The following is a 19473-nucleotide window of genomic DNA, read 5'->3' on the forward strand; positions in this document are numbered from 1 at the left end:
GCCTAACTATCTTTCACAAGCGAATCGTGGAGCCATTTAAGGCCCTCATCTTTGATGTTCATTTCGTGCAGGTGCGCGTAAGTGTTGATCACATATTCAGGATTTTTGCCTGAATTGCCGACCCCTTGCCTAACCAGCCGCAATTGTTCTTCACGCGCCAATCGGCCCGCATATTGCCGATGCGACCTATCTGCCACAAATGTTAGCGCTTCGACCGTGCGGCCATCAGCTAATTCTACCTGCCGCCAGCTTTCTTTATAAACATCGTTGCCCTGTTCTCGCTCCCGCAAATAGGCGTGGGTATCATTCCAAATGCCACGATCAACCTCGAACGCCATCCCCCGACAGGCCCCACCACGGTCCAAACCAAAAACCAACCCGGGACGATCTTCGGTGCCACGATGCGTGAAGGAGTAAATACACAATTGGCGATGGAGCCCACGCAAGAGTGCTTGATGTGCATCCACATATTCAAATCCCGGACGCCAGATCAACGACCCGTAGCCAAATACCCAATAGCTCATATTAAAACCATATTTCTTTTGCACATCATCCACACCAGTTGGCTCTTATAAGAGCAACTCGAACGAGCGGCAACAACCCGTTTTTATCAGGCTCACGCCATTTTGAGTGACAAGCAAGCAATGTCGGGTTAGACCCATTTTATGACCAAATTCAAATTCCTTATTGCCATCGTGCTGATCGTCGTTGTTGCCTATACGGGTGCATGGTTTTTCGGTGCAAATCAGATCTCGACCGAGTTGGACAAATTTGCATCTGCGAATGCCCAGCCTCAGATTTCATGCGACGAACGGTCTATTTCCGGCTTCCCATTTCGCTATGACGTGACGTGCAAAAATGCCAATATCATTGATGGCGACGACCAATATTTGGTCCAAGAAATCAAGGCGACGGTGCGCGTTTATAGCCCCACCCACATTATCGCTTTTGCTCAAAGCCCGATAAACTCGCGTAATGAGTTCACTGGCAGCGAACGCGAATTGGATTTCACAAGCCTCCAACTCAGTGCCCGATTGAACTGGAGCTTGGAACTTGAGCGTGTTTCAGCCATCGCAGACAATTTGAAATGGTCCGACACTTTGATCACCCCGATTGAGCTGGCAAACGCCAAGAACGTCGAAGCCCATTTGATCGCAACACAGGATGCGGAAACCGGCGTACAAGCCTTTTTCCGTGTGAGCGAAGCTAATCTGATTGAGCTCAACACTCAAAAAGCCAACCTCGCGGTTGAACTCGAGGCGACAAATCTTGATCGCAATGTCACCAATTGGCAATATCCGAACATGCTGCGCCAATGGCAAAGCCAACAAGGTGAACTGGTGGTGCATGGGCTTGAATTCAGCGCCACCGATATGCGCTTTACCGCCAATGGCAAGCTCAATCTCGATGCAGCGGGCCAGCTAAATGGTCAAGTCACCACCCAATCCAAAGGGCTTGTGGAATTGTTTGATCCTGAAGCCTATGGCATCCTTGCACCGACTATTTTTGGCGTGGCAAACGACGAGGGTGAGTATAAATCTCTATGGCAGGCAAATGCAGGCACTGTCAGCATTGGCGTCGCGCCGCTGTTCTTTGTGCCTGCATTGTTCTAAAGCATCGATGCGGGACGTGTTACGCCCCGCTTTCATCCTCAACAGCACTCACGTGACGACCAAAGTCAGGAACGTCCGTTTCTTGACCCGCATCAATGATTGAGCGGCGAATATTACGTGTACGTGTGAACAGTTCTTCAAGCATCTCACCATCACCAAAACGCACGGCGCGCTGCAGCATCGACAAATCCTCAGAGAACCGCCCGAGCATTTCCATCACCGCTTCGCGGTTGGTCAAAAACACATCCCGCCACATTTCAGGATCTGACGCAGCAATCCGCGTAAAGTCGCGGAAACCACCAGCAGAGAACTTAATCACTTCCGATTTGGTCACACTTTCCAAATGGTCCGCCGTGCCCACAATATTGTAAGCAATCAAGTGGGGCACATGGCTTGTGATTGCCAGCACCATATCATGGTGTTTGGCGTCCAAGATTTCCACGTCGCTGCCAAATGCGACCCATAAATCACGCAACCGGTGCAAAGCATCTTGATCGGTGCCTTCAATTGGCGTGAGGATACACCACTTGCCGTCAAACAGGGACGCAAAGCCCGCTTCAGGTCCCGAATTCTCGGTGCCCGCAATTGGGTGACCGGGGATGAAGTGAACGCCATCCGGCACATGTGGCTCAAGGGCTTTGACGACATGTTCTTTCACTGAGCCAACGTCAGACAAAATGGCGCCAGTTTTCAAATGTGGCGCGATTTGCTTGCCGATTGCCTCATATGCGCCAACTGGCGCGCAAATAATCACCAAATCTGCGTCACGCACCACTTCGGTTGGATCAATATTGTAGCTGTCGCCCAGACCCAATTCCTTGGCCCGGTCCAGGGTTTTTTGTGAGCGCGTGGAAATGGCAATATGGTCTGCCAAGTTTTTCTCTTTAATCGCGCGTGCGATCGATGAGCCGATAAGCCCGATCCCGATCAGTGCAACTTTTTCAAACATCTTATTTCGATTCTTAATTCATGCTCTGCAATATCTGCACGAGCTTTTTCATATCTTTTTCATGACCAATGGAAATGCGTAGCGCGTGCGGCAATCCATAAGATGCCATTTCGCGCACGACCAATCCTTCTCCCAACAATGTTTCAAATGCGTCTTTTGCGGTCCGGCCCTCTTCTTCAGAAAACTCGGTGAGCACAAAATTGCCTTGGCTTGGACGGGTGCGATACCAATTGGATTGCAGCTCTGAAACCAAATAGTCGCGCAAACGCTTATTGTGGGTTTTCAACTTGGCCGTAAATTCCACATCGCGCACTGCGGCTTGCGCCGCGGCAAGCGCTGCGCCGTTCACATTGAACGGACCGCGCAAACGGTGAAACACATCCATGAAATGTGCTGGACCATAGAGCCAACCCACCCGCAAATTCGCCAATCCGATCTTGGAGAAAGTGCGCGTCATCACAACATTTTCATTGTTGTTCACCAAATCAATGCCGAGCTTATAGTCTGCCGCATCCACATATTCAGCATATGCCGCGTCAATCACCAGCAACACATTTTTGGGCAATCCAGCATGCAGCCGATCCAACTCGTCCGCCGTCAAATAGCTGCCCGTTGGGTTGTTGGGATTCGCCAAATAAACCACTTTGGTTTTTTCGCTCACCGCAGCCAACATGGCATCCACATCTGTTTTCAAATCGGTTTCTGACGCAAAAACAGGCGTGCCACCTGCCCCACGGGTCACGATTGGGTAAACCAAAAATCCATATTGGCTCATCACCGCTTCATCACCCGCTTCAATATAGAGCTGAGCAATAAGGTGCAACAATTCATCGGAGCCAGACCCAACGCCAATCCGGTTGGGGTCAAGGCCATAAACCTCGCCAATCGCGGTACGCAGTTCCATTGCTGACCCGTCCGGATAAATCGCCAAATTGTGCGCATGATATCGATAAGCCTCTTCCGCTTTCGGGCTCGCGCCCAAAGGAGACTCATTTGCACTCAATTTGATCGGCTCAATGCCTGGCGCAGCTTTTGATTTGCCAGGCACATAAGCAGCGATTTCCATAATCGAAGGATTAACTTCTGGACGGTCTGTCACGTTAAACTGCTCGTTGGTTGGTTGAAACTATATTTGCAGCGCCGCACCATAAGGGCACTGAGCCGATTGCGCAAAGCAATCTGTTTGCTTTTTGGTTCCGCTTTGGACGAATTGCTAGTCTAGTTGCGGTTTGAATGCACCGGATAAGCAGGTTGGGGAGCAAATTCTGGCATTCTGACCATTTTTCGGTCGCGTCTCTTACGGGTTACCGCGGGGAACATCTCTTTGCGCGCCCGCACCACCATCACGCCAGCGAACGCCGGGCCAGCAAACCGGCCCAAGCTCTCAAACAGTCGCGCGGATTTAAGCACCGGCGCCCAATTGCTCGGTGGCAGATACAGCGCCTCTCGCCAAATCTCGGGGGTGAATGAATGATCCTGCAATAAGCGATGCAGTTGGTTGCGCGAAAACGGATGACCATGCCCAAATGGCGTATTGTCCCGCTGTGCCCAAAGACCACGGCGGCGCGGCACCACAATAAGCAAACGCGCGCCCGGTGCCGTTACCCGCCACAACTCCTGCATCAACTCTTCAGGCTCGCGTGCATATTCAAACAAATGATTGGCGATCACCAAATCGACCGCACTATCAGTTAGCGGCAACTCCAACGGGTCGACCAGCGCGGTGGCGCTTGGCCCTTCTTTGGGCCAAACCTGCGCCCCTTGTCGCGCGGGCATAAATGCCATCACCCGTTCTGCACCTTGAGTGACGCGATTAAGGTACGGCGCACTATAACCAAGACCAACCACCCGGTGCCCGGTCGCCCCATCGGTCATCTTCGCCATCACCTCTTGGATCAAGCGGCGCGAAATCCGCCCCAACGGGGAGCGATAAAATTGCAGCAATTCATCTATGGCCACAAACATGTGATGCCAATCTTCCTGTTGTGCGAACGCCCCGAGCCTTTAGCGCACTATGCATTCAAGTTCCCATTTATTAAAGTCTCATTTCAATGCAATGCTTGGCCACCCCCATTTAAGGCAAATTCGTCATGTTTAAGATCCACCAAATTCCAGCGCTAGAAACAAATTTTGCCCTTATCATTGAGTGCGATGTCACCGGTGAAGTGGCGCTGATCGATGCGCCGGACGCTCAGCCAATTTTAGACGCATTTAGAGATCTTGATCTAACGCCCACGAAAATCTTTGTCACCCATCATCATTGGGACCATGTGCAGGGCATTGACCCGTTGCGCGAACATTTTGACCTCACCGTTTTTGGGCCAAAATCTGAAGCCAAGGACATCAAGCAACTCGATGTAGAAGTAGAGCCCGGCGCCATGCTCAAATTTGGTGACGGGCATCTTACGGTCATCTCCTGCCCCGGGCATACATATGGTCATATCGCTTATTTCCTGCCTGAACAGCCTACCTTGTTTGCGGGCGATGCGCTGTTTTCCCTCGGGTGCGGTCGCATGTTTGACGGCCCACCGGATCAAATGTGGGCCGGTTTGAAACGCCTTAGAGACTTGCCAGACGCAACCCAGCTTTATTGCGGCCACGAATATACGCTTTCAAATGGTGCGTTTGCATCAACAATTGATCCTGACAACAAGGCCCTTGAACAACGCATTAAAGAAGCACAAAGCCAAATCAATTCTGGTCAACCAACCTTGCCCACGAACCTTGGCAGTGAAAAGCTTGCGAACCCGTTCTTGCGTGCTGATCAGCCATTGATTGCAGAAAAGCTTGGCCTATCCGGCAAAGACCCGGTTGAAACCTTCGCAGCGCTTCGAAAAGCCAAGGACCAGTTTTAACCATATTGCCGCCTTTCTGGGGTTAAAAGTTAACAAATCCTTTATATTTGGCACGCTCATTGCAATAATATGGGTGTGAGCCAACAATTCTGTATCAAAATGAAACATGGCTCGCTGTTTTAACGGAGCGCGTCATGAGTACGGACCAAAACGGCACATCCCGACCCAATTCGGCACAAAACCTCCCGCTGGTTTTGGAGCCCGCGCCGCGTCGCCGTTCACTCAATGGCAATTATCGCCCCGATGCCAGCTTCTTAGCCCAAGTGATCGCAGGCAAAACTGGTGCGCCAATATATCGGGCGAAACGCCGCGCAAGCGTTGGGGAAGCACAAACCGCCTATGCGCAAAATAATGAGCGCAAGATTGTGCGCATGCCCAAAGGCTATCTACGCGCACTTGAGGCCTAGGCTTTAGGACCAACCATTTCCTCAGGCTTAATCGCCAAATCAAACGCCTCGCCACTCATGAGGTCCAACTCAATCGCAGCCGCACGTAGGGTCAGCCCATTTTTGTGCGCATGTTTGGCAATTTTGGCCGCATTGTCATAGCCAATATGTGGATTAAGCGCGGTCACCAACATCAGTGAATTATTCAAATGATCTGAAATCTGCTCTCGGATCGGTTCAATGCCTACCGCACAGTTTTTGTTAAAGCTGTTAAGCGCATCACCCAGCAACCGCACCGATTGCAGCAAATTATAAGCCATGACCGGCTTATAAACATTCAATTCAAAATTGCCTTGGCTGCCCGCAATACCGATCGCTGCGTCATTGCCCATCACTTGCACACAAACCATGGTCAACGCTTCGCATTGAGTTGGGTTCACCTTGCCCGGCATAATTGAGGAGCCTGGCTCATTTTCGGGCAGTTGTAACTCACCTAATCCACTCCGGGGACCAGAGGCCAACCAGCGCACGTCATTGGCGATCTTCATCGCCGCAACAGCCAATTGCTTTAGTGCACCGTGGGTCCCAACAAACGCATCATGGGCTGCAAGGTATGCAAATTTATTATCTGCGGTAACAAAATCATGGCCCGTCAATTCAGCAATTTTCGCCGCCACCTTAGGTGCATAGTCTGGGTGCGTATTCAAACCTGTGCCAACCGCTGTGCCGCCTAACGCTAGCTGTTTCATTTGCGGCATCGTTGCTTTGATCGCATTGATGGCCAGATCAAGCTGCGCCACCCAGCCACTCATTTCTTGGCCCAATGTCAATGGCGTCGCATCTTGCAAATGCGTGCGCCCAATCTTTACGATGTCAGCAAACTCATCTGCCTTTTTTCCAAGCACATCGCGCAAAGCAACAATGGCTGGCAATAACTGACTCTCAATCTTGATCACCGCCGCAATATGCATGGCCGTTGGGTAAGTATCGTTTGAACTCTGTGATTTATTGACGTGATCATTTGGATGTACTGGGTCTTTGCTGCCCATCACCCCGCCCGCCAGTTCAATGGCACGGTTTGAGATCACCTCGTTCACATTCATATTGGATTGAGTGCCAGATCCCGTCTGCCACACCACCAAGGGGAAGTGCGCGTCCAACTTTCCGGCAATCACCTCGTCCGCAGCAGAACAGATCAAGTCTTTTATCTGTGCGTCCAACGTTCCCAACTCATGATTGGTCAGCGCCGCCGCCTTTTTCAAGGTGCCGAAAGCGTGAATTACTTCAATCGGCATTTTTTCAATCCCGATTTTGAAGTTCATCATAGAGCGTGCGGTTTGCGCCCCATAATAAGCGTCCTGCGGCACCTCAATTTCGCCCATTGAATCCGTTTCAACGCGATATGCCATGGCTTATCCCTTTGCTAATGACCACCAAAATTTACGTCGCGAGACGCCGAGCGAATGGACACCGAGAAGCCGGCAACCAAGTCCACAAGCGACATGGCCAAGCATGTAAAGAACAACGAAGTTGCAGCAGCAGGCACCAACAAAAATTCAACCAAATAGGCAATAAATACAAAGGTTGAGAGCATGTGATCCATGATCGATGCGTTACCAACTTTGGTAGATTTAATCACTTCGATGAACAACAAGATCAGAGCAAACACCACCAACAAATCGCCAACACTCATGGTCCATACCGCACCGGAAACCATGTCGATTGACATTACCGGTGACGCCCAGCCATTTGACTTGTCCCCGACAAAATCGAAAGCAACCAAATTATAAATGATCAGCGGCAATGCGAGCAGTGGGATTTTCCAAATCATCAGCCCATCCTCTTTTGTGGGAAATTTGCTCAACATCATTTCGTGATTTCGCGCAGGAGGCAAGGTAATTGCGCATCAGCAAACAGCCATAGCTCCACAAGCTATTTGCTTTGGAGGGATTATTGGCGGGGGTGCCGGGGTCGGTAGCGTCAGCGACCAACGGCGGCACGAAAAAATGTCAGGACGCGAGGCGTTTTTGGTCTCGTCATCTGTGTAGTTAGTAATGAGACGTAAAACGCCTCGCGCAAATGGCTTGCTGCTTGAAAAGATAATGCCCCGAGGTGCTCACCCTTCTATCCTCTTTAAATGCATCACAATCCGTGGTTCTGAACATTGCTGCTCCAGATTGCAGATCATCACTGATCCAATGGGAACCAACCCACTAATGACTGACATCTGCCTTCGGCGTCAGACTGGACATTTACTCTCAAGCGAAAGGCAAACGTCTTGCCTTTCAACCATCCCCTTTTCTTTGAAGGATGTTTTGTGACCCCGGATCGAGTCCGGGGTGGTATGGTTGGAGATTATGTCTCTCTCGCACCGTCCCGCACAACTAAGTGGCATTCACGCCACGAGAGGCTGATGCGGGACCTATTGGCGCCGTTAGCTCAACTCTCCTGTCGTCACCCTCGGGCTTGATCCGAGGGTCCATGATGAGCGGACAAGTGGCAAAGCATTATTAGCTTTGCAGCGGCTTTACCACACAGCACCGCAACATGGATGCTCGGGTCAAGCCCGAGCATGACGAAGGAAAGAACCCAACGCCACACCAACAACCCTCACCGCCCGACATTCGTCAATGTCCTGAACGGTTTCAAGAAAAGGTGCAAGCATCATCGCACAAGGTCAGAGAGCGGGGATAAGTTTTGTGAAACGCAAAAAACCGCCCCTTAAAAAATAAGGGACGGTTCAAAACTCATTCACAACGAAAATAAAGCCTTAGGCTTCTTTCGGTGTAAGGATCTGACGGCCGCGATACATGCCGGTTTTCAGATCGATGTGGTGAGGACGACGCAACTCGCCGCTATCCTTATCTTCCACATATGTGTTGGCTTTCAACGCATCGGCAGAGCGACGGTTACCGCGCTTCATGCCAGATATCTTCTTCTTAGGTACTGCCATTTTGTCTCTCCATTCAACAAAAACGCCCCTCATCATTTCAAACGCGGGGCCGCTTTAGCATCAAATTCTTGTCAGTTGGCGGCTATATACGCCTTTAAGCCGCAGTTGGCTAGTAAAAAATGCGCCGCTTGCAATTGTTGAAAAGCACCGCAATCACCGCTAGAACCAGTTTTACAAGATGCAACGCTCACAAGCTGCTTTGAAAGAGCTTTTATGTCGCTAAAACACGCCATCGATTCTAGCACCAGCGCCATTGAAGCGTTTTTAGACGACGAGCTAAGTGCCAACACCTTATCAACACCTTATCCAGCACCAGATCGCTTGGTCAACGCCGTGCGCCATGGTGCGCTCAACGGGGGCAAAAGATTGCGCCCAGCTTTGGTACGCCTAACTGCGGATTTGGTCGGGCCATCAAATGGCGATCTGGTGCGTGCTGGCGCTGCGGTTGAATATGTACATTGCTATTCACTTGTTCATGACGATTTGCCGGATATGGATGACGACGAGCTACGTCGCGGCCAACCCACCGTACATGTTGCGTTCGACCCCGCCACCGCGATTCTTGCGGGCGACAGTTTGCTCACCCATGCGTTTGGACTTTTAGCCGATGAACGCACCCACCCAGACGCTAACATCCGCACACAACTGATCACTGAACTTGTGCAAGGCGCGGGTGTTGGTGGCATGGCCGGCGGGCAAATGCGCGACATAGAGGGGGAACGCCAAGGCTATGACCCGAAAACCGTTTCCCTGATCCACGCCATGAAAACCGGCGCGATTATTCGCGCATCGGTGCGCATGGGCGCGATAATGGCAGAAGCATCCAACGAACAACTAGAGACCCTCACCCGATTCGCTGAAGCGGCGGGCCGTATCTATCAACTGTCTGACGACATTTTGGACGCCACCAAATCCTCTGAAGAACTGGGCAAAACCGCAGGCAAAGACGCCGCGCAAGGTAAGTCGACGCTGATCGCAAGCCACGGGCTGGACCATGCACGTGAGGCGCTGAATGAGGAACTGCAAGGCGCGCTCTACGAACTTGACGGGTTTGGCGAAAAAGCAAATCTTATGCGCGAATTGGTGACGCACTTCGCAAGGCGGGAGGCATAAATGCCCTTCTATGATGACCCAAAAAACGCCGAAGACTATATCGAAATGGCAAAAGGCTATGATGGCGCGGAACTGATCGCCATTTTGGATGAACATCTGACTGAGGGCGCACGCGTCCTCGAATTGGGCATGGGGCCCGGCGTCGATCTTGATATCTTAGCCAAGCGCTACAATGTCACAGGTTCGGACAACGCACCTTACTTTTTGGAGCGTTACAAGAAGGCCAATCCAGATGCGGATTTGATTGAATTAGACGCCGTTGAAATCGACACAGACCGCACATTCAACGGCATCTATTCCAACAAAGTATTGCACCATCTCGCCGACGAGGCGCTAGACAACAGCTTCAAAAATCAAGCCGCTGCTCTCAACCCAAGTGGCTTGATCTTTCATAGCTTTTGGCATGGCAACGAAGTGATGGAAATGCATGGGATGACTTTTCACTATCGGTCGGTCAAATACGTCACCGACAGATTAGCCCCATATTTTGAGCTGATCGACGCGCAAATCTACGCAGAGATGGAAAAAGACGATTCCTTTTGGGTGATGGCGAAAAAACGCTAGCCGCCAAATCGCTCTTCAATATATTCAGCAACCATCAGTTTGAACTGATCAGCAATATCTTCGCCGCGCAAAGTCTTGGCTTTTTCCCCGTCAATAAATACGGGGGCGGCAGGTGTTTCGCCGGTGCCAGGCAATGAAATGCCAATATCGGCATGCTTGCTTTCACCCGGCCCATTGACGATACAACCCATCACCGCAACGCTCATCCCCTCAACACCTGGATATTTCTCACGCCAGATCGGCATCGAGGTATTGAGGTGATCTTGGATATCGCGCGCCAGCTCTTGGAACACGGTCGATGTGGTGCGCCCGCAACCCGGACAGGCGGTCACAACAGGTAAGAACTGGCGGAAGCCCATAGTTTGCAAAAGCTGCTGCGCCACTTCAACTTCCAAGGTGCGATCGCCGCCCGGCTCTGGGGTTAGAGAAATCCGAATCGTGTCGCCAATGCCTTGTTGCAGCAAAATCCCAAGCGCGGCCGAGGAAGCGACAATGCCTTTTGCGCCCATGCCCGCTTCGGTAAGCCCGAGATGCAGCGCATAATCGCAGCGCGCAGCCAAATCGGCATAAACGTCGATCAGGTGCTGCACGTTCGACACTTTGGTCGAAAGGATGATTTTATCTCGCCCCATGCCCAATTCTTCAGCCCGTTGGGCACTCAACAAGGCGGACTGAATAATCGCTTCGCGTTGCACACGCGCCGCACTCCAGGGCGAGCCATTCTCTGCGTTCTCATCCATCAATTTGGTGAGCAATTCTTGGTCAAGCGACCCCCAATTCACCCCGATGCGCACTGGCTTGTCGTAGGTGTTGGCGACTTCAATCATTTGCGAGAATTGCGTGTCGCGCTTGGCTTTAAAGCCAACATTGCCCGGGTTAATGCGGTATTTGGCGAGCGCTTCGGCACAGGCAGGATGTTCAGACAAAAGCTTGTGGCCGATATAGTGGAAATCACCAACAAGTGGCACATCAACGCCACGCGCCAGCAACTTATCGCGAATGTGAGGCACCGCCGCCGCAGATTCGTCGCGGTCCACAGTAATGCGCACGATCTCAGACCCAGCACGCGCCAAATCCGCCACCTGCTCAACTGTCTTTTGAATGTCGGCAGTGTCCGTGTTGGTCATCGACTGAACAACAATTGGAGCGTCGCCGCCCACTTTCACATTGCCAACCATCACGCCAACGGCATTTCTGCGTTCTATGGGACCCGACATAATCTCTCCTAAAAACCTATCGCGAGATATAATGGTTTCGCCTGTTGCGAGCAACCGGACATTGCGCCTCATTGCAATCACGTTTTGGTGCCGACCAGATGGTAAAAAACTTCATCTCACCCACTTGCCCATCGTTCGATTTGATGGTTAGGTGCCCCTCCTTCATTGATTTCTCTTTGTTGAGTCACCACCTCAGTACATTGTTTTCACGTGATCAACCCCAAAAGGTTGGCCGCGTTGCGTTCCCTCCAAGAACAAATTTTGAAAGTCGCAATAATGAATCTCGAAATTGTCAAATACTCCCTGATATTGGGCCTTATGAATGCCATTAGCGCATTTGCCATCGATATGTATTTGCCCGCTATGCCCACCATGGCGTCCGACCTTGGTGCACCGATTTCCTCTGCTCAATTGACCTTGACCGTGTACTTTTTGGCCTTTGGCGTTGCGCAATTATTCTGGGGGCCCTTGAGCGACATGTTTGGCCGCAAGCTTCCGATCTATTTGGGATTGGGGCTGTTTTTCGCTGCATCAATCGGCTGCGCATACGCACAAGACATCGAAACCCTCATTGTATTGCGCTTCATTCAAGGGGTTGCCGCCGCTGGCCCAATGTCGATCCCGCGCGCCATTATTCGCGATCTCTATACCGGCCAAAAAGCCACCCGCATGATGTCAACTTTGATGCTGGTATTTTCGGTCTCGCCAATGCTTGCGCCATTGCTTGGCTCATTCGTTATGGAACCTTTTGGCTGGCGCGGCGTATTCTTTGCCATTGCGGCATGCACGATCCTGTCGCTGGTGATGGTTGGCACATTGCTGCCAGAAACGCTCAAGCCTTCTGACCGCCGTCCCTTTGATATGCGCACCATGTTTCAAAGCTTTGGCATTTTGCTTAAAGACATGAACTATCTCAGCCTCACCTTCATTGGTGGGTTGGGCATGGCCAGTTTCTTCACGTTTTTGGGCAGCGCAAGCTTCGTCTATATGGAGCATTTCGGCCTCGACCCAACCCAGTTCGCTATCGCTTTTGCCGCCAATGCAGCTGGCTTTTTCGTCACCTCGCAGTTTGCGGCAAACCTGATGGGCATTGCCGGGCCGAAGAAGCTGATCTTTGTGGCCACCATTGGCTATGCGATTATGGTCGGCGGCTTGCTCAGCATTTTCGCGCTTGGCATGGGCACCTTGCCGATCATGATCGCCATGTTCATTGTTGCCAACGGCTTCATGGGGCTAATCATTCCAACATCGATGGTGTTAGCATTGGAAGATCACGGACCAATTGCTGGCGCAGCGGCTTCACTCGGCGGCACCCTGCAAATGCTCTCTGGCTCCTTGGCCATGGCGATTTCTGCCATGTTCTTTGATGGCACGCCAGTGCCAATGCTGGTGGTGATTGTTGCATGCGCGCTGGGCGCGCTTGCTTTAGCAATTATGTCCAATAGACGCGGCACACCGGCAATTGCCGAATAACAAAAGGCCGCCCCGAGGGGCGGCCTTTTTTTCAATTACTATAAGGGGCTGATTAGCCTTCGAAACGCACCAGCAAGTCTTTTGCGTCGATTTGATTGCCCGGCTGCACATGCACTTCAGCCACAACGCCATCGATTTCTGCGTGGATCGCGGTTTCCATTTTCATCGCTTCGATGGACAACAACACATCGCCTGCAGTCACTTCTTGCCCCGGCTTAACTGCAAGGGTTGAAACAACACCTGGCATTGGCGCGCCAACATGCAGTTGATTGCCCACTTCAGCTTTTGGCCGAACAACAATCTCAGATGCCATTGAGCGATCAGGAACAGAGACTGAGCGTGGCTGGCCGTTCAATTCGAAGAACACCCGCACCATACCCTTTTCGTTTGGCTTGGATTGGCCCACCAATTGCACCACCAAGGTCTTGCCTTTGGCAATGTCCACCAGCGCTTCGTCGCCCGCTTCCAACCCATAGAAGTAAATTGGTGTCGGCAAAACTGAAGTTGGCCCATATGTATCAAGCGCCTTCATGAAATCGGTGAAGACTTTCGGGTACATCAGGTATGATGCCAGCTCAAAATCGTTGATGGTGTGCCCTGTAAGCTCCTCAACTTCTTTGCGTTTCGCTTCAAGATCAACTGGCTCCAAATAAGCGCCGGGGCGCTTATCCATAGGCGCTTTGCCTTTAAGCACTTTTTCTTGCAGCGCCTTCGGGAAACCGCCAGGAGGCTGACCTAAATCGCCAGCAAAGAAGCCAACCACTGATTCTGGGAATGCCACTTCGCGGTTCGGGTCTTCCACATCGGCACGGTTCAGACCTGATGACACCATGGAAAGCGCCATATCGCCCACCACTTTGGACGATGGGGTCACTTTGACGATGTCACCAAACATCTGGTTCACATCAGCATAGGTTTGTGCCACTTCGTGCCAACGAGATTCAAGGCCCAAAGAACGCGCTTGCTCTTTGAGGTTGGTGAATTGACCGCCCGGCATTTCGTGCAAGTAAACTTCAGAAGCGCCAGAGCGCAAATCGCTTTCAAACGCACGATATTGGGTACGTACCGCTTCCCAATAGAAGGAAATCTCACGGATTGTTTTCGCGTCGAATTCTGGGTCACGTTCTGTGCCGCGAAGCGCTGCCGCAAGCGAACCTAAGCAAGGCTGCGATGTGGTGCCAGAAAACGCATCCATTGCCGCATCAACCGCATCAACACCTGCATCCACCGCCGCGAGAACCGTAGCAGATGCCGCACCAGAAGTATCATGCGTGTGGAAGTGGATCGGCATGCCGACCTCTTCCTTCAAGGTCGAAATCAGCTTTTTCGCCGCTGCTGGTTTGAGCAATCCGGCCATATCTTTTAGGCCCAACACATGTGCGCCAGCCGCTTCAAGCTCTTTGGCCAACCCCACATAATATTTCAGGTCATACTTGGCGCGGTCAGGGTCTAGCATGTCGCCGGTGTAACAAATGACGCCTTCACACACTTTGTTGGCTTCAATCACCGCGTCCATTGAAACGCGCATGTTTTCGACCCAGTTCAAGCAGTCAAATACACGGAAGATATCAATCCCGCCCTTAGCTGCCTGCTCGACAAAGAATTTGACCACATTGTCCGCATAGTTGGTGTAGCCAACACCGTTCGAGCCGCGCAGCAACATTTGCGTCATGATGTTTGGCGCTTCTTCGCGGATGATCGCAAGGCGCTCCCACGGATCTTCGGTCAAGAACCGCATAGAGACGTCAAACGTTGCGCCGCCCCAACATTCAAGCGACAGCAAGTTTGGCATACCATGCGCATATGCGCTGGCGATCTTTGTAATGTCGTTGGTCCGCATCCGCGTCGCCAACAAGCTTTGGTGACCGTCGCGCATGGTTGTGTCGGTGAACAGCACGCGTTTTTGCGCCTTCATCCAATCAGCAACGCCTTTTGGCCCTTCGCGTTCTAAAACCTGACGCGAGCCTTCAAGCACCGTCAATGGTTCAAACGTCGGCACCTTTGGCGCTGCAGCATCCGCAGGCGGCATCGGCCGGTTCTTTACCTCTGGGTGACCATTCACGGTCACATCTGCAACGTAAGTCAGCAGTTTGGTGGCTGTGTCACGACGCTTGGGGAAGTTGAACAGCTCAGGCGTGTTATCGATAAAGCGAGTTGTGTAGCTATTGTCCTGAAAACTTGGGTGCGAGATAATGTTCTCAAGGAAATTCAGGTTCGTGGTCACGCCGCGAATACGAAACTCGCGCAAAGCACGATCCATCCGCGCAATCGCATCTTCTGGGGTTTGCGCCCAACAGGTCACTTTTTCCAAAAGCGGGTCATAATAGCGCGTGATCACCGCACCAGAATAGGCAGTACCACCGTCAAGACGCACACCAAAACCCGTCGCGCCGCGATAAGCGGTGATCCGACCATAATCTGGAATAAAGTTTTCTTCCGGATCTTCTGTGGTCACCCGGCACTGCAAAGCGTGGCCATTCAGCTTGATGTTTTTCTGGGTCGGCACACCGCTGTCTTCATCGCCAATTTTTGCGCCTTCCAATATCCGGATTTGCGCTTTAACGATATCGATCCCGGTCACCTCTTCAGTAACCGTATGCTCCACCTGAATACGTGGGTTTACTTCAATAAAGTAAAACTCGTCACTATCGGCATCCATCAAAAACTCAACAGTGCCCGCGCCGCGATATCCGGTGGACTTGCCAAGCTTGATTGCAGCTTGCGTCAGCGCTTCGCGCACCTCGTCGCTTAAATAGGGTGCGGGCGCGCGCTCCACCACTTTTTGGTTGCGACGTTGCACCGAACAATCACGCTCATAAAGATGCACCAAGTTGCCATGGCTATCGCCAATCAGCTGCACTTCAACGTGACGCGCGCGCTCAACCAGCTTTTCAAAGTACATTTCGTCTTTGCCAAACGCCGCTTTAGCCTCGCGCTTTGCTTCTTCAACTTCAGCCCGCACAGCCGCTTCGTCGCGGATGGTACGCATGCCGCGACCACCGCCACCCCAGCTGGCTTTCAGCATCAAAGGATAACCAACCTCTTCAGCCAACCGCACAACTTCGTCCATATCATCTGGAAGCGGGTCCGTTGCCGGCACAACAGGCACACCAGCGCCTTTTGCGATATTACGAGCAGCAACCTTGTTGCCCAAGGCGCGCATTGTTTCCGCTTTTGGTCCAATAAAGATAATGCCAGCTTCTTCACAAGCATCAACGAATTCTGGACTTTCAGAAAGTAGGCCATAACCTGGGTGAATGGCATCAGCGCCAGATAGTTTTGCAATACGGATATATTCGTCGATCTGCAAATAGGCCTCAACTGGCCCCAAACCCTGCCCGATCAAATAAGATTCGTCCGCCTTAAATCGATGCAATGCCAACTTGTCTTCTTCAGCAAAAACCGCAACGGTTTTGATGCCCATTTCGTTGGCCGCGCGGAACACGCGAATGGCAATTTCACTTCTGTTGGCGACGAGGATTTTCTTGATCTTCATGGACGAGGTCGATCCTTTGTTCGTGGGGTTTAGCCTTTTTGCTCTTTACTTGGAGTGGTGGGGGTCACGCCAAACAAAGTGTAGTTCGGTGCCTGATTATCGGCACAAATGATTTGAAAGATGCGAGATGTCATATCCAGCACCTGCCGCAGCATCGATGATTTCTTGTGCGTCTTGCTTGCCTGCTTGGCTTAATGCCCAAAGCGTTGTTGAACGTGTGCCGGAGCGACAATATGCCAATACTGGCTCATCTCCTGCAAACGCGGCTTGTGTTTGGGTAATCATTTCAGGTGAAACACCCTCGCGGCCCATTGGGATTTCAACGAAATTCAAACCTGCAGCTTCTGCCGCCGCTTTGATTTCAGCGGACGCAGGTTGGTCCGGCGCCTCGCCGTCTGGGCGGTTATTGATGATGGTTTTAAAGCCCGCCTGTTTGATCGCCTCAATATCCTCGACAGATATTTGCGGGCTAACACTCACCCGATCATTGATCTTTTTAAGTTCCATCAAGGGTCTCCTATTATAGGCTGCGCAGCATCAATACCGGGTTATAGGCGGCAGTTTTAAGTTTTAGCAAGCGCTGTGCGCACCAAAAACAATCGCAGCAAAGAAATAAAGTTACAATTTAGTCTAACCTGCCGAAAAATCCGTGTTTTCCGGTAGATTTTGCATAAAATTTAGGCAGCATTCATCCCAAAGGATAATAGGCCAATTAGACAAGCTGCGCCAAGTCAGCCGGGCGAATTAAAGCGATCAGTTGCAAATTCGCCGCCTCCAACGCGCGCACCGCATCCTCTGACCGCGCAATAACAAGGACAACGCCCACAATTTGCGCACCGCGAACGATAGTCACTACATAAACAAAGAAAGAGCCAACGCAAGTTTCACCTTGCGCCGGCCCTTTCCAAATCAAACTTCTTATTGTTCTTCGCTAAACCGCCGAGCTATGTCGCGCTAGCGCCTTAATCACTTGCTTTGCCGTCAAGCGCCCGATTTGCGTGCCATCTTCGGTGTTCACGCCCACCCAATCATGCTCCGCAAACAAAGGCAAAACATCTTCACAACACGCGCCAACTTGTACGGCTGATGCGCATCGCTCAAACTCACCCTTTTCCATGATGGTTTGCACATGGATTGCCCGCGCGCGATTCACATCGGCCACGAATTCTTCCATATGGGCGTTGGCTGGGTTCAACACGACTTCTTCTGGTCGGCCCGATTGGATCACCGCACCGTCTTGCAACACAGTGACTTGATCACCAATTTTAAGCGCTTCATCAAAATCATGGGTGATGAACAAAATGGTCTTGTTGAGATCTTTTTGTAGCGCCAACAATTCGTCTTGCATGCCTGAGCGAATAAGAGGATCAAGCGCTGAAAAAGCTTCATCCATCAACAAAATGTCCACGTCCATTGCCAACGCACGCGCCAAACCGACGCGTTGTTGTTGACCACCAGACAATTGGTGCGGCCGCGATTGCTCATAGCCATCAAGCCCAACTTTCGCGATCCATTCTTCAGCGGTTGCAAGGCGCTGCTTTTTCTCAACACCTCGGATTTCGAGCCCGTAGGCCACATTATCCAAAACCGAGCGATGTGGCAGCAGACCAAATTTTTGAAACACCATTGCTATTTCGGTACGTCGAAATTCGCGCAACTGCTCCATGTCCATATCAAGGACATTTCGACCATTGACCAAAATCTCACCAGCAGTTGGATCAATCAACCGGTTCACATGGCGGATCAGGGTAGATTTGCCAGAGCCTGACAGCCCCATCACCACATGCAATTCGCCTGCGCGCACATCTAAGTCGACATTATTGAGGCCAATCACATGTCCGGTTTCAGCTTGCAGCTCATCCTTAGACCGTCCAGCCTGCAATTGCGTCAGCACATCGTCAGGTTCGGGGCCAAAGATTTTTGTGACCCCACGCATTTCAATTTTCAAATTTTCACTCATTAGCGTGCCCCTGACAATCCAATTTGCGCCTGCAATTGCTTGCCATACGCTTGAGTGATCCGATCAAATATGATCGCCAACACCACAATGCCTAGACCCGCAAAGACACCGCGGCTCACTTCCAGTCGGCCAATACCTTGCAGCACTTGATAGCCAAGGCCGCCAGCACCAATCATTGAGGCAATCACCACCATGGCCAAAGCCATCATGGTGGTCTGGTTTATCCCAGCCAAAATGGTGGGCAGTGCTAAAGGAATTTGCACACCGAAAAGGCGCTGTCTTGGGCTGGCGCCAAACGCTTGCGCAGCTTCAAGCACATTGGGTTCAACCTGCCGAATGCCCAAATCGGTCAAGCGCACCAAAGGCGGCGCAGCATAAACAATGGTTGCCAACAGGGCTGGAATTTTTCCAGGTCCAAAAATCATCACCGTTGGGATGAGATAAACGAAGCTTGGCATGGTTTGCATCAAATCCAAGATGGGCGTCACGATTTTGCGCACCAACGAGGACCGAGCCATAACGATGCCCATTGGAATCGAAAATACAATCGCGGTGACCGTTGCTGAAATCATCAGCGCCATGGTCTTAACGCTGTCTTCCCACAATTCCATCAACCCCATAAACACAAGACCGATCACCACAACGATTGGCAAAGTCACTTTTCGCGTGGCGCCATAGGCAAGGCCCGCCAACAGCGCAATGATCAGCCACCAAGGCATCATCAGCAAAAATCGCTCGATTGTGTTGAGCATAACCAACAGCGGATAAGCCGCTGCTTCAAACGCGTCACCCCAATGTTTGACGACCCAATTGAGCCCATCATCAATCCAGATGCGCAATGGCCGTGTATTGAATAGTTCAGGAAACATTCACTTCACCCCAATAGCACAATTC

At 51.5% G+C, this 19473-nt stretch carries 19 protein-coding genes; 6 read left to right on the forward strand and 13 right to left on the reverse strand.

Annotated features, from left to right (window positions below):
* Window positions 1-2: 2 nt before the first annotated feature.
* A complete protein-coding gene (locus tag QQL65_RS04215; RefSeq protein ID WP_284366208.1) occupies window positions 3-524 on the reverse strand; it encodes a gamma-glutamylcyclotransferase in 522 nt (173 codons plus the stop codon).
* A 141-nt stretch (window positions 525-665) separates the two neighbouring features.
* Here QQL65_RS04215 and QQL65_RS04220 point away from each other — a divergent pair, with 141 nt between their 5' ends.
* Window positions 666-1613: a DUF2125 domain-containing protein gene (locus QQL65_RS04220; RefSeq protein WP_284362266.1), complete on the forward strand. Its 948-nt coding sequence runs from the start codon at window positions 666-668 to the stop codon at window positions 1611-1613.
* A gap of 19 nt (window positions 1614-1632) precedes the next feature.
* Here QQL65_RS04220 and QQL65_RS04225 read toward each other — a convergent pair whose 3' ends face one another.
* The 3 genes from QQL65_RS04225 to QQL65_RS04235 form a co-directional block, all read right to left on the reverse strand.
* Window positions 1633-2562 (reverse strand): prephenate/arogenate dehydrogenase family protein, encoded by a 930-nt coding sequence (locus tag QQL65_RS04225; protein WP_284362268.1) that lies wholly within the window; start codon window positions 2560-2562, stop codon window positions 1633-1635.
* A 13-nt stretch (window positions 2563-2575) separates the two neighbouring features.
* Window positions 2576-3661 carry a histidinol-phosphate transaminase gene (hisC, locus tag QQL65_RS04230; RefSeq protein ID WP_284362270.1) on the reverse strand — a complete coding sequence of 362 codons (1086 nt, stop codon included), beginning with the start codon at window positions 3659-3661 and terminating at the stop codon, window positions 2576-2578.
* A 119-nt stretch (window positions 3662-3780) separates the two neighbouring features.
* Window positions 3781-4527, reverse strand: coding sequence for a methyltransferase domain-containing protein (locus QQL65_RS04235; protein ID WP_284362271.1), 747 nt, complete (start codon window positions 4525-4527; stop codon window positions 3781-3783).
* Between the two features lie 125 nt (window positions 4528-4652).
* Between QQL65_RS04235 and gloB the strand changes: the two genes are divergently transcribed.
* Together gloB and QQL65_RS04245 are read left to right on the forward strand one after the other, a co-directional pair.
* On the forward strand, window positions 4653-5417 hold the full coding sequence (gloB, locus tag QQL65_RS04240) for a hydroxyacylglutathione hydrolase (RefSeq protein ID WP_284362272.1): 765 nt from the start codon (window positions 4653-4655) through the stop codon (window positions 5415-5417).
* A 134-nt stretch (window positions 5418-5551) separates the two neighbouring features.
* Window positions 5552-5824, forward strand: coding sequence for a hypothetical protein (locus tag QQL65_RS04245; RefSeq protein ID WP_284362273.1), 273 nt, complete (start codon window positions 5552-5554; stop codon window positions 5822-5824).
* On the opposite strand, the gene fumC is transcribed toward QQL65_RS04245, so the two are convergent.
* The 3 genes from fumC to rpmF form a co-directional block, all read right to left on the reverse strand.
* Window positions 5821-7212, reverse strand: coding sequence for a class II fumarate hydratase (gene fumC, locus QQL65_RS04250; RefSeq protein ID WP_284362275.1), 1392 nt, complete (start codon window positions 7210-7212; stop codon window positions 5821-5823). The two genes, QQL65_RS04245 and fumC, sit on opposite strands and share 4 nt — an antisense overlap.
* Before the next feature lie 14 nt (window positions 7213-7226).
* Window positions 7227-7634, reverse strand: coding sequence for a hypothetical protein (locus QQL65_RS04255; protein WP_284362276.1), 408 nt, complete (start codon window positions 7632-7634; stop codon window positions 7227-7229).
* A 939-nt stretch (window positions 7635-8573) separates the two neighbouring features.
* Window positions 8574-8756 (reverse strand): 50S ribosomal protein L32, encoded by a 183-nt coding sequence (gene rpmF, locus QQL65_RS04260; protein WP_284362277.1) that lies wholly within the window; start codon window positions 8754-8756, stop codon window positions 8574-8576.
* A gap of 213 nt (window positions 8757-8969) precedes the next feature.
* On the opposite strand from rpmF, the gene QQL65_RS04265 reads away from it, so the two are divergent.
* Complete coding sequence (locus tag QQL65_RS04265) at window positions 8970-9869, forward strand: polyprenyl synthetase family protein (RefSeq protein WP_284362278.1); 900 nt, start codon at window positions 8970-8972, stop codon at window positions 9867-9869.
* Window positions 9870-10433 carry a class I SAM-dependent methyltransferase gene (locus QQL65_RS04270; RefSeq protein WP_284362280.1) on the forward strand — a complete coding sequence of 188 codons (564 nt, stop codon included), beginning with the start codon at window positions 9870-9872 and terminating at the stop codon, window positions 10431-10433.
* Here QQL65_RS04270 and ispG read toward each other — a convergent pair.
* Complete coding sequence (gene ispG / locus QQL65_RS04275; RefSeq protein WP_284362281.1) at window positions 10430-11650, reverse strand: flavodoxin-dependent (E)-4-hydroxy-3-methylbut-2-enyl-diphosphate synthase; 1221 nt, start codon at window positions 11648-11650, stop codon at window positions 10430-10432. The two genes, QQL65_RS04270 and ispG, sit on opposite strands and share 4 nt — an antisense overlap.
* 276 nt (window positions 11651-11926) lie before the next feature.
* On the opposite strand from ispG, the gene QQL65_RS04280 reads away from it, so the two are divergent.
* Window positions 11927-13123, forward strand: coding sequence for a multidrug effflux MFS transporter (locus QQL65_RS04280; RefSeq protein WP_284362282.1), 1197 nt, complete (start codon window positions 11927-11929; stop codon window positions 13121-13123).
* A 52-nt stretch (window positions 13124-13175) separates the two neighbouring features.
* Here QQL65_RS04280 and pyc read toward each other — a convergent pair whose 3' ends face one another.
* The 5 genes from pyc to QQL65_RS04305 all read right to left on the reverse strand — a co-directional run bounded on the left by pyc (window position 13176) and on the right by QQL65_RS04305 (window position 19448).
* A complete protein-coding gene (gene pyc, locus QQL65_RS04285; protein WP_284362285.1) occupies window positions 13176-16619 on the reverse strand; it encodes a pyruvate carboxylase in 3444 nt (1147 codons plus the stop codon).
* A 96-nt stretch (window positions 16620-16715) separates the two neighbouring features.
* Complete coding sequence (locus tag QQL65_RS04290; protein WP_284362287.1) at window positions 16716-17126, reverse strand: protein tyrosine phosphatase family protein; 411 nt, start codon at window positions 17124-17126, stop codon at window positions 16716-16718.
* A gap of 205 nt (window positions 17127-17331) precedes the next feature.
* Complete coding sequence (locus QQL65_RS04295) at window positions 17332-17472, reverse strand: hypothetical protein (RefSeq protein ID WP_284362289.1); 141 nt, start codon at window positions 17470-17472, stop codon at window positions 17332-17334.
* A gap of 78 nt (window positions 17473-17550) precedes the next feature.
* Window positions 17551-18579: a quaternary amine ABC transporter ATP-binding protein gene (locus tag QQL65_RS04300; protein WP_284362290.1), complete on the reverse strand. Its 1029-nt coding sequence runs from the start codon at window positions 18577-18579 to the stop codon at window positions 17551-17553.
* Entirely contained in the window at window positions 18579-19448 is an 870-nt protein-coding gene (locus QQL65_RS04305) for an ABC transporter permease (RefSeq protein WP_284362291.1), read from the reverse strand. Before QQL65_RS04305 ends, QQL65_RS04300 begins: the two co-directional genes overlap by 1 nt.
* Window positions 19449-19473 lie beyond the last annotated feature (25 nt).

This window comes from Maritalea porphyrae (genome assembly GCF_030159895.1).
Lineage (GTDB): Bacteria > Pseudomonadota > Alphaproteobacteria > Rhizobiales > Devosiaceae > Maritalea > Maritalea porphyrae.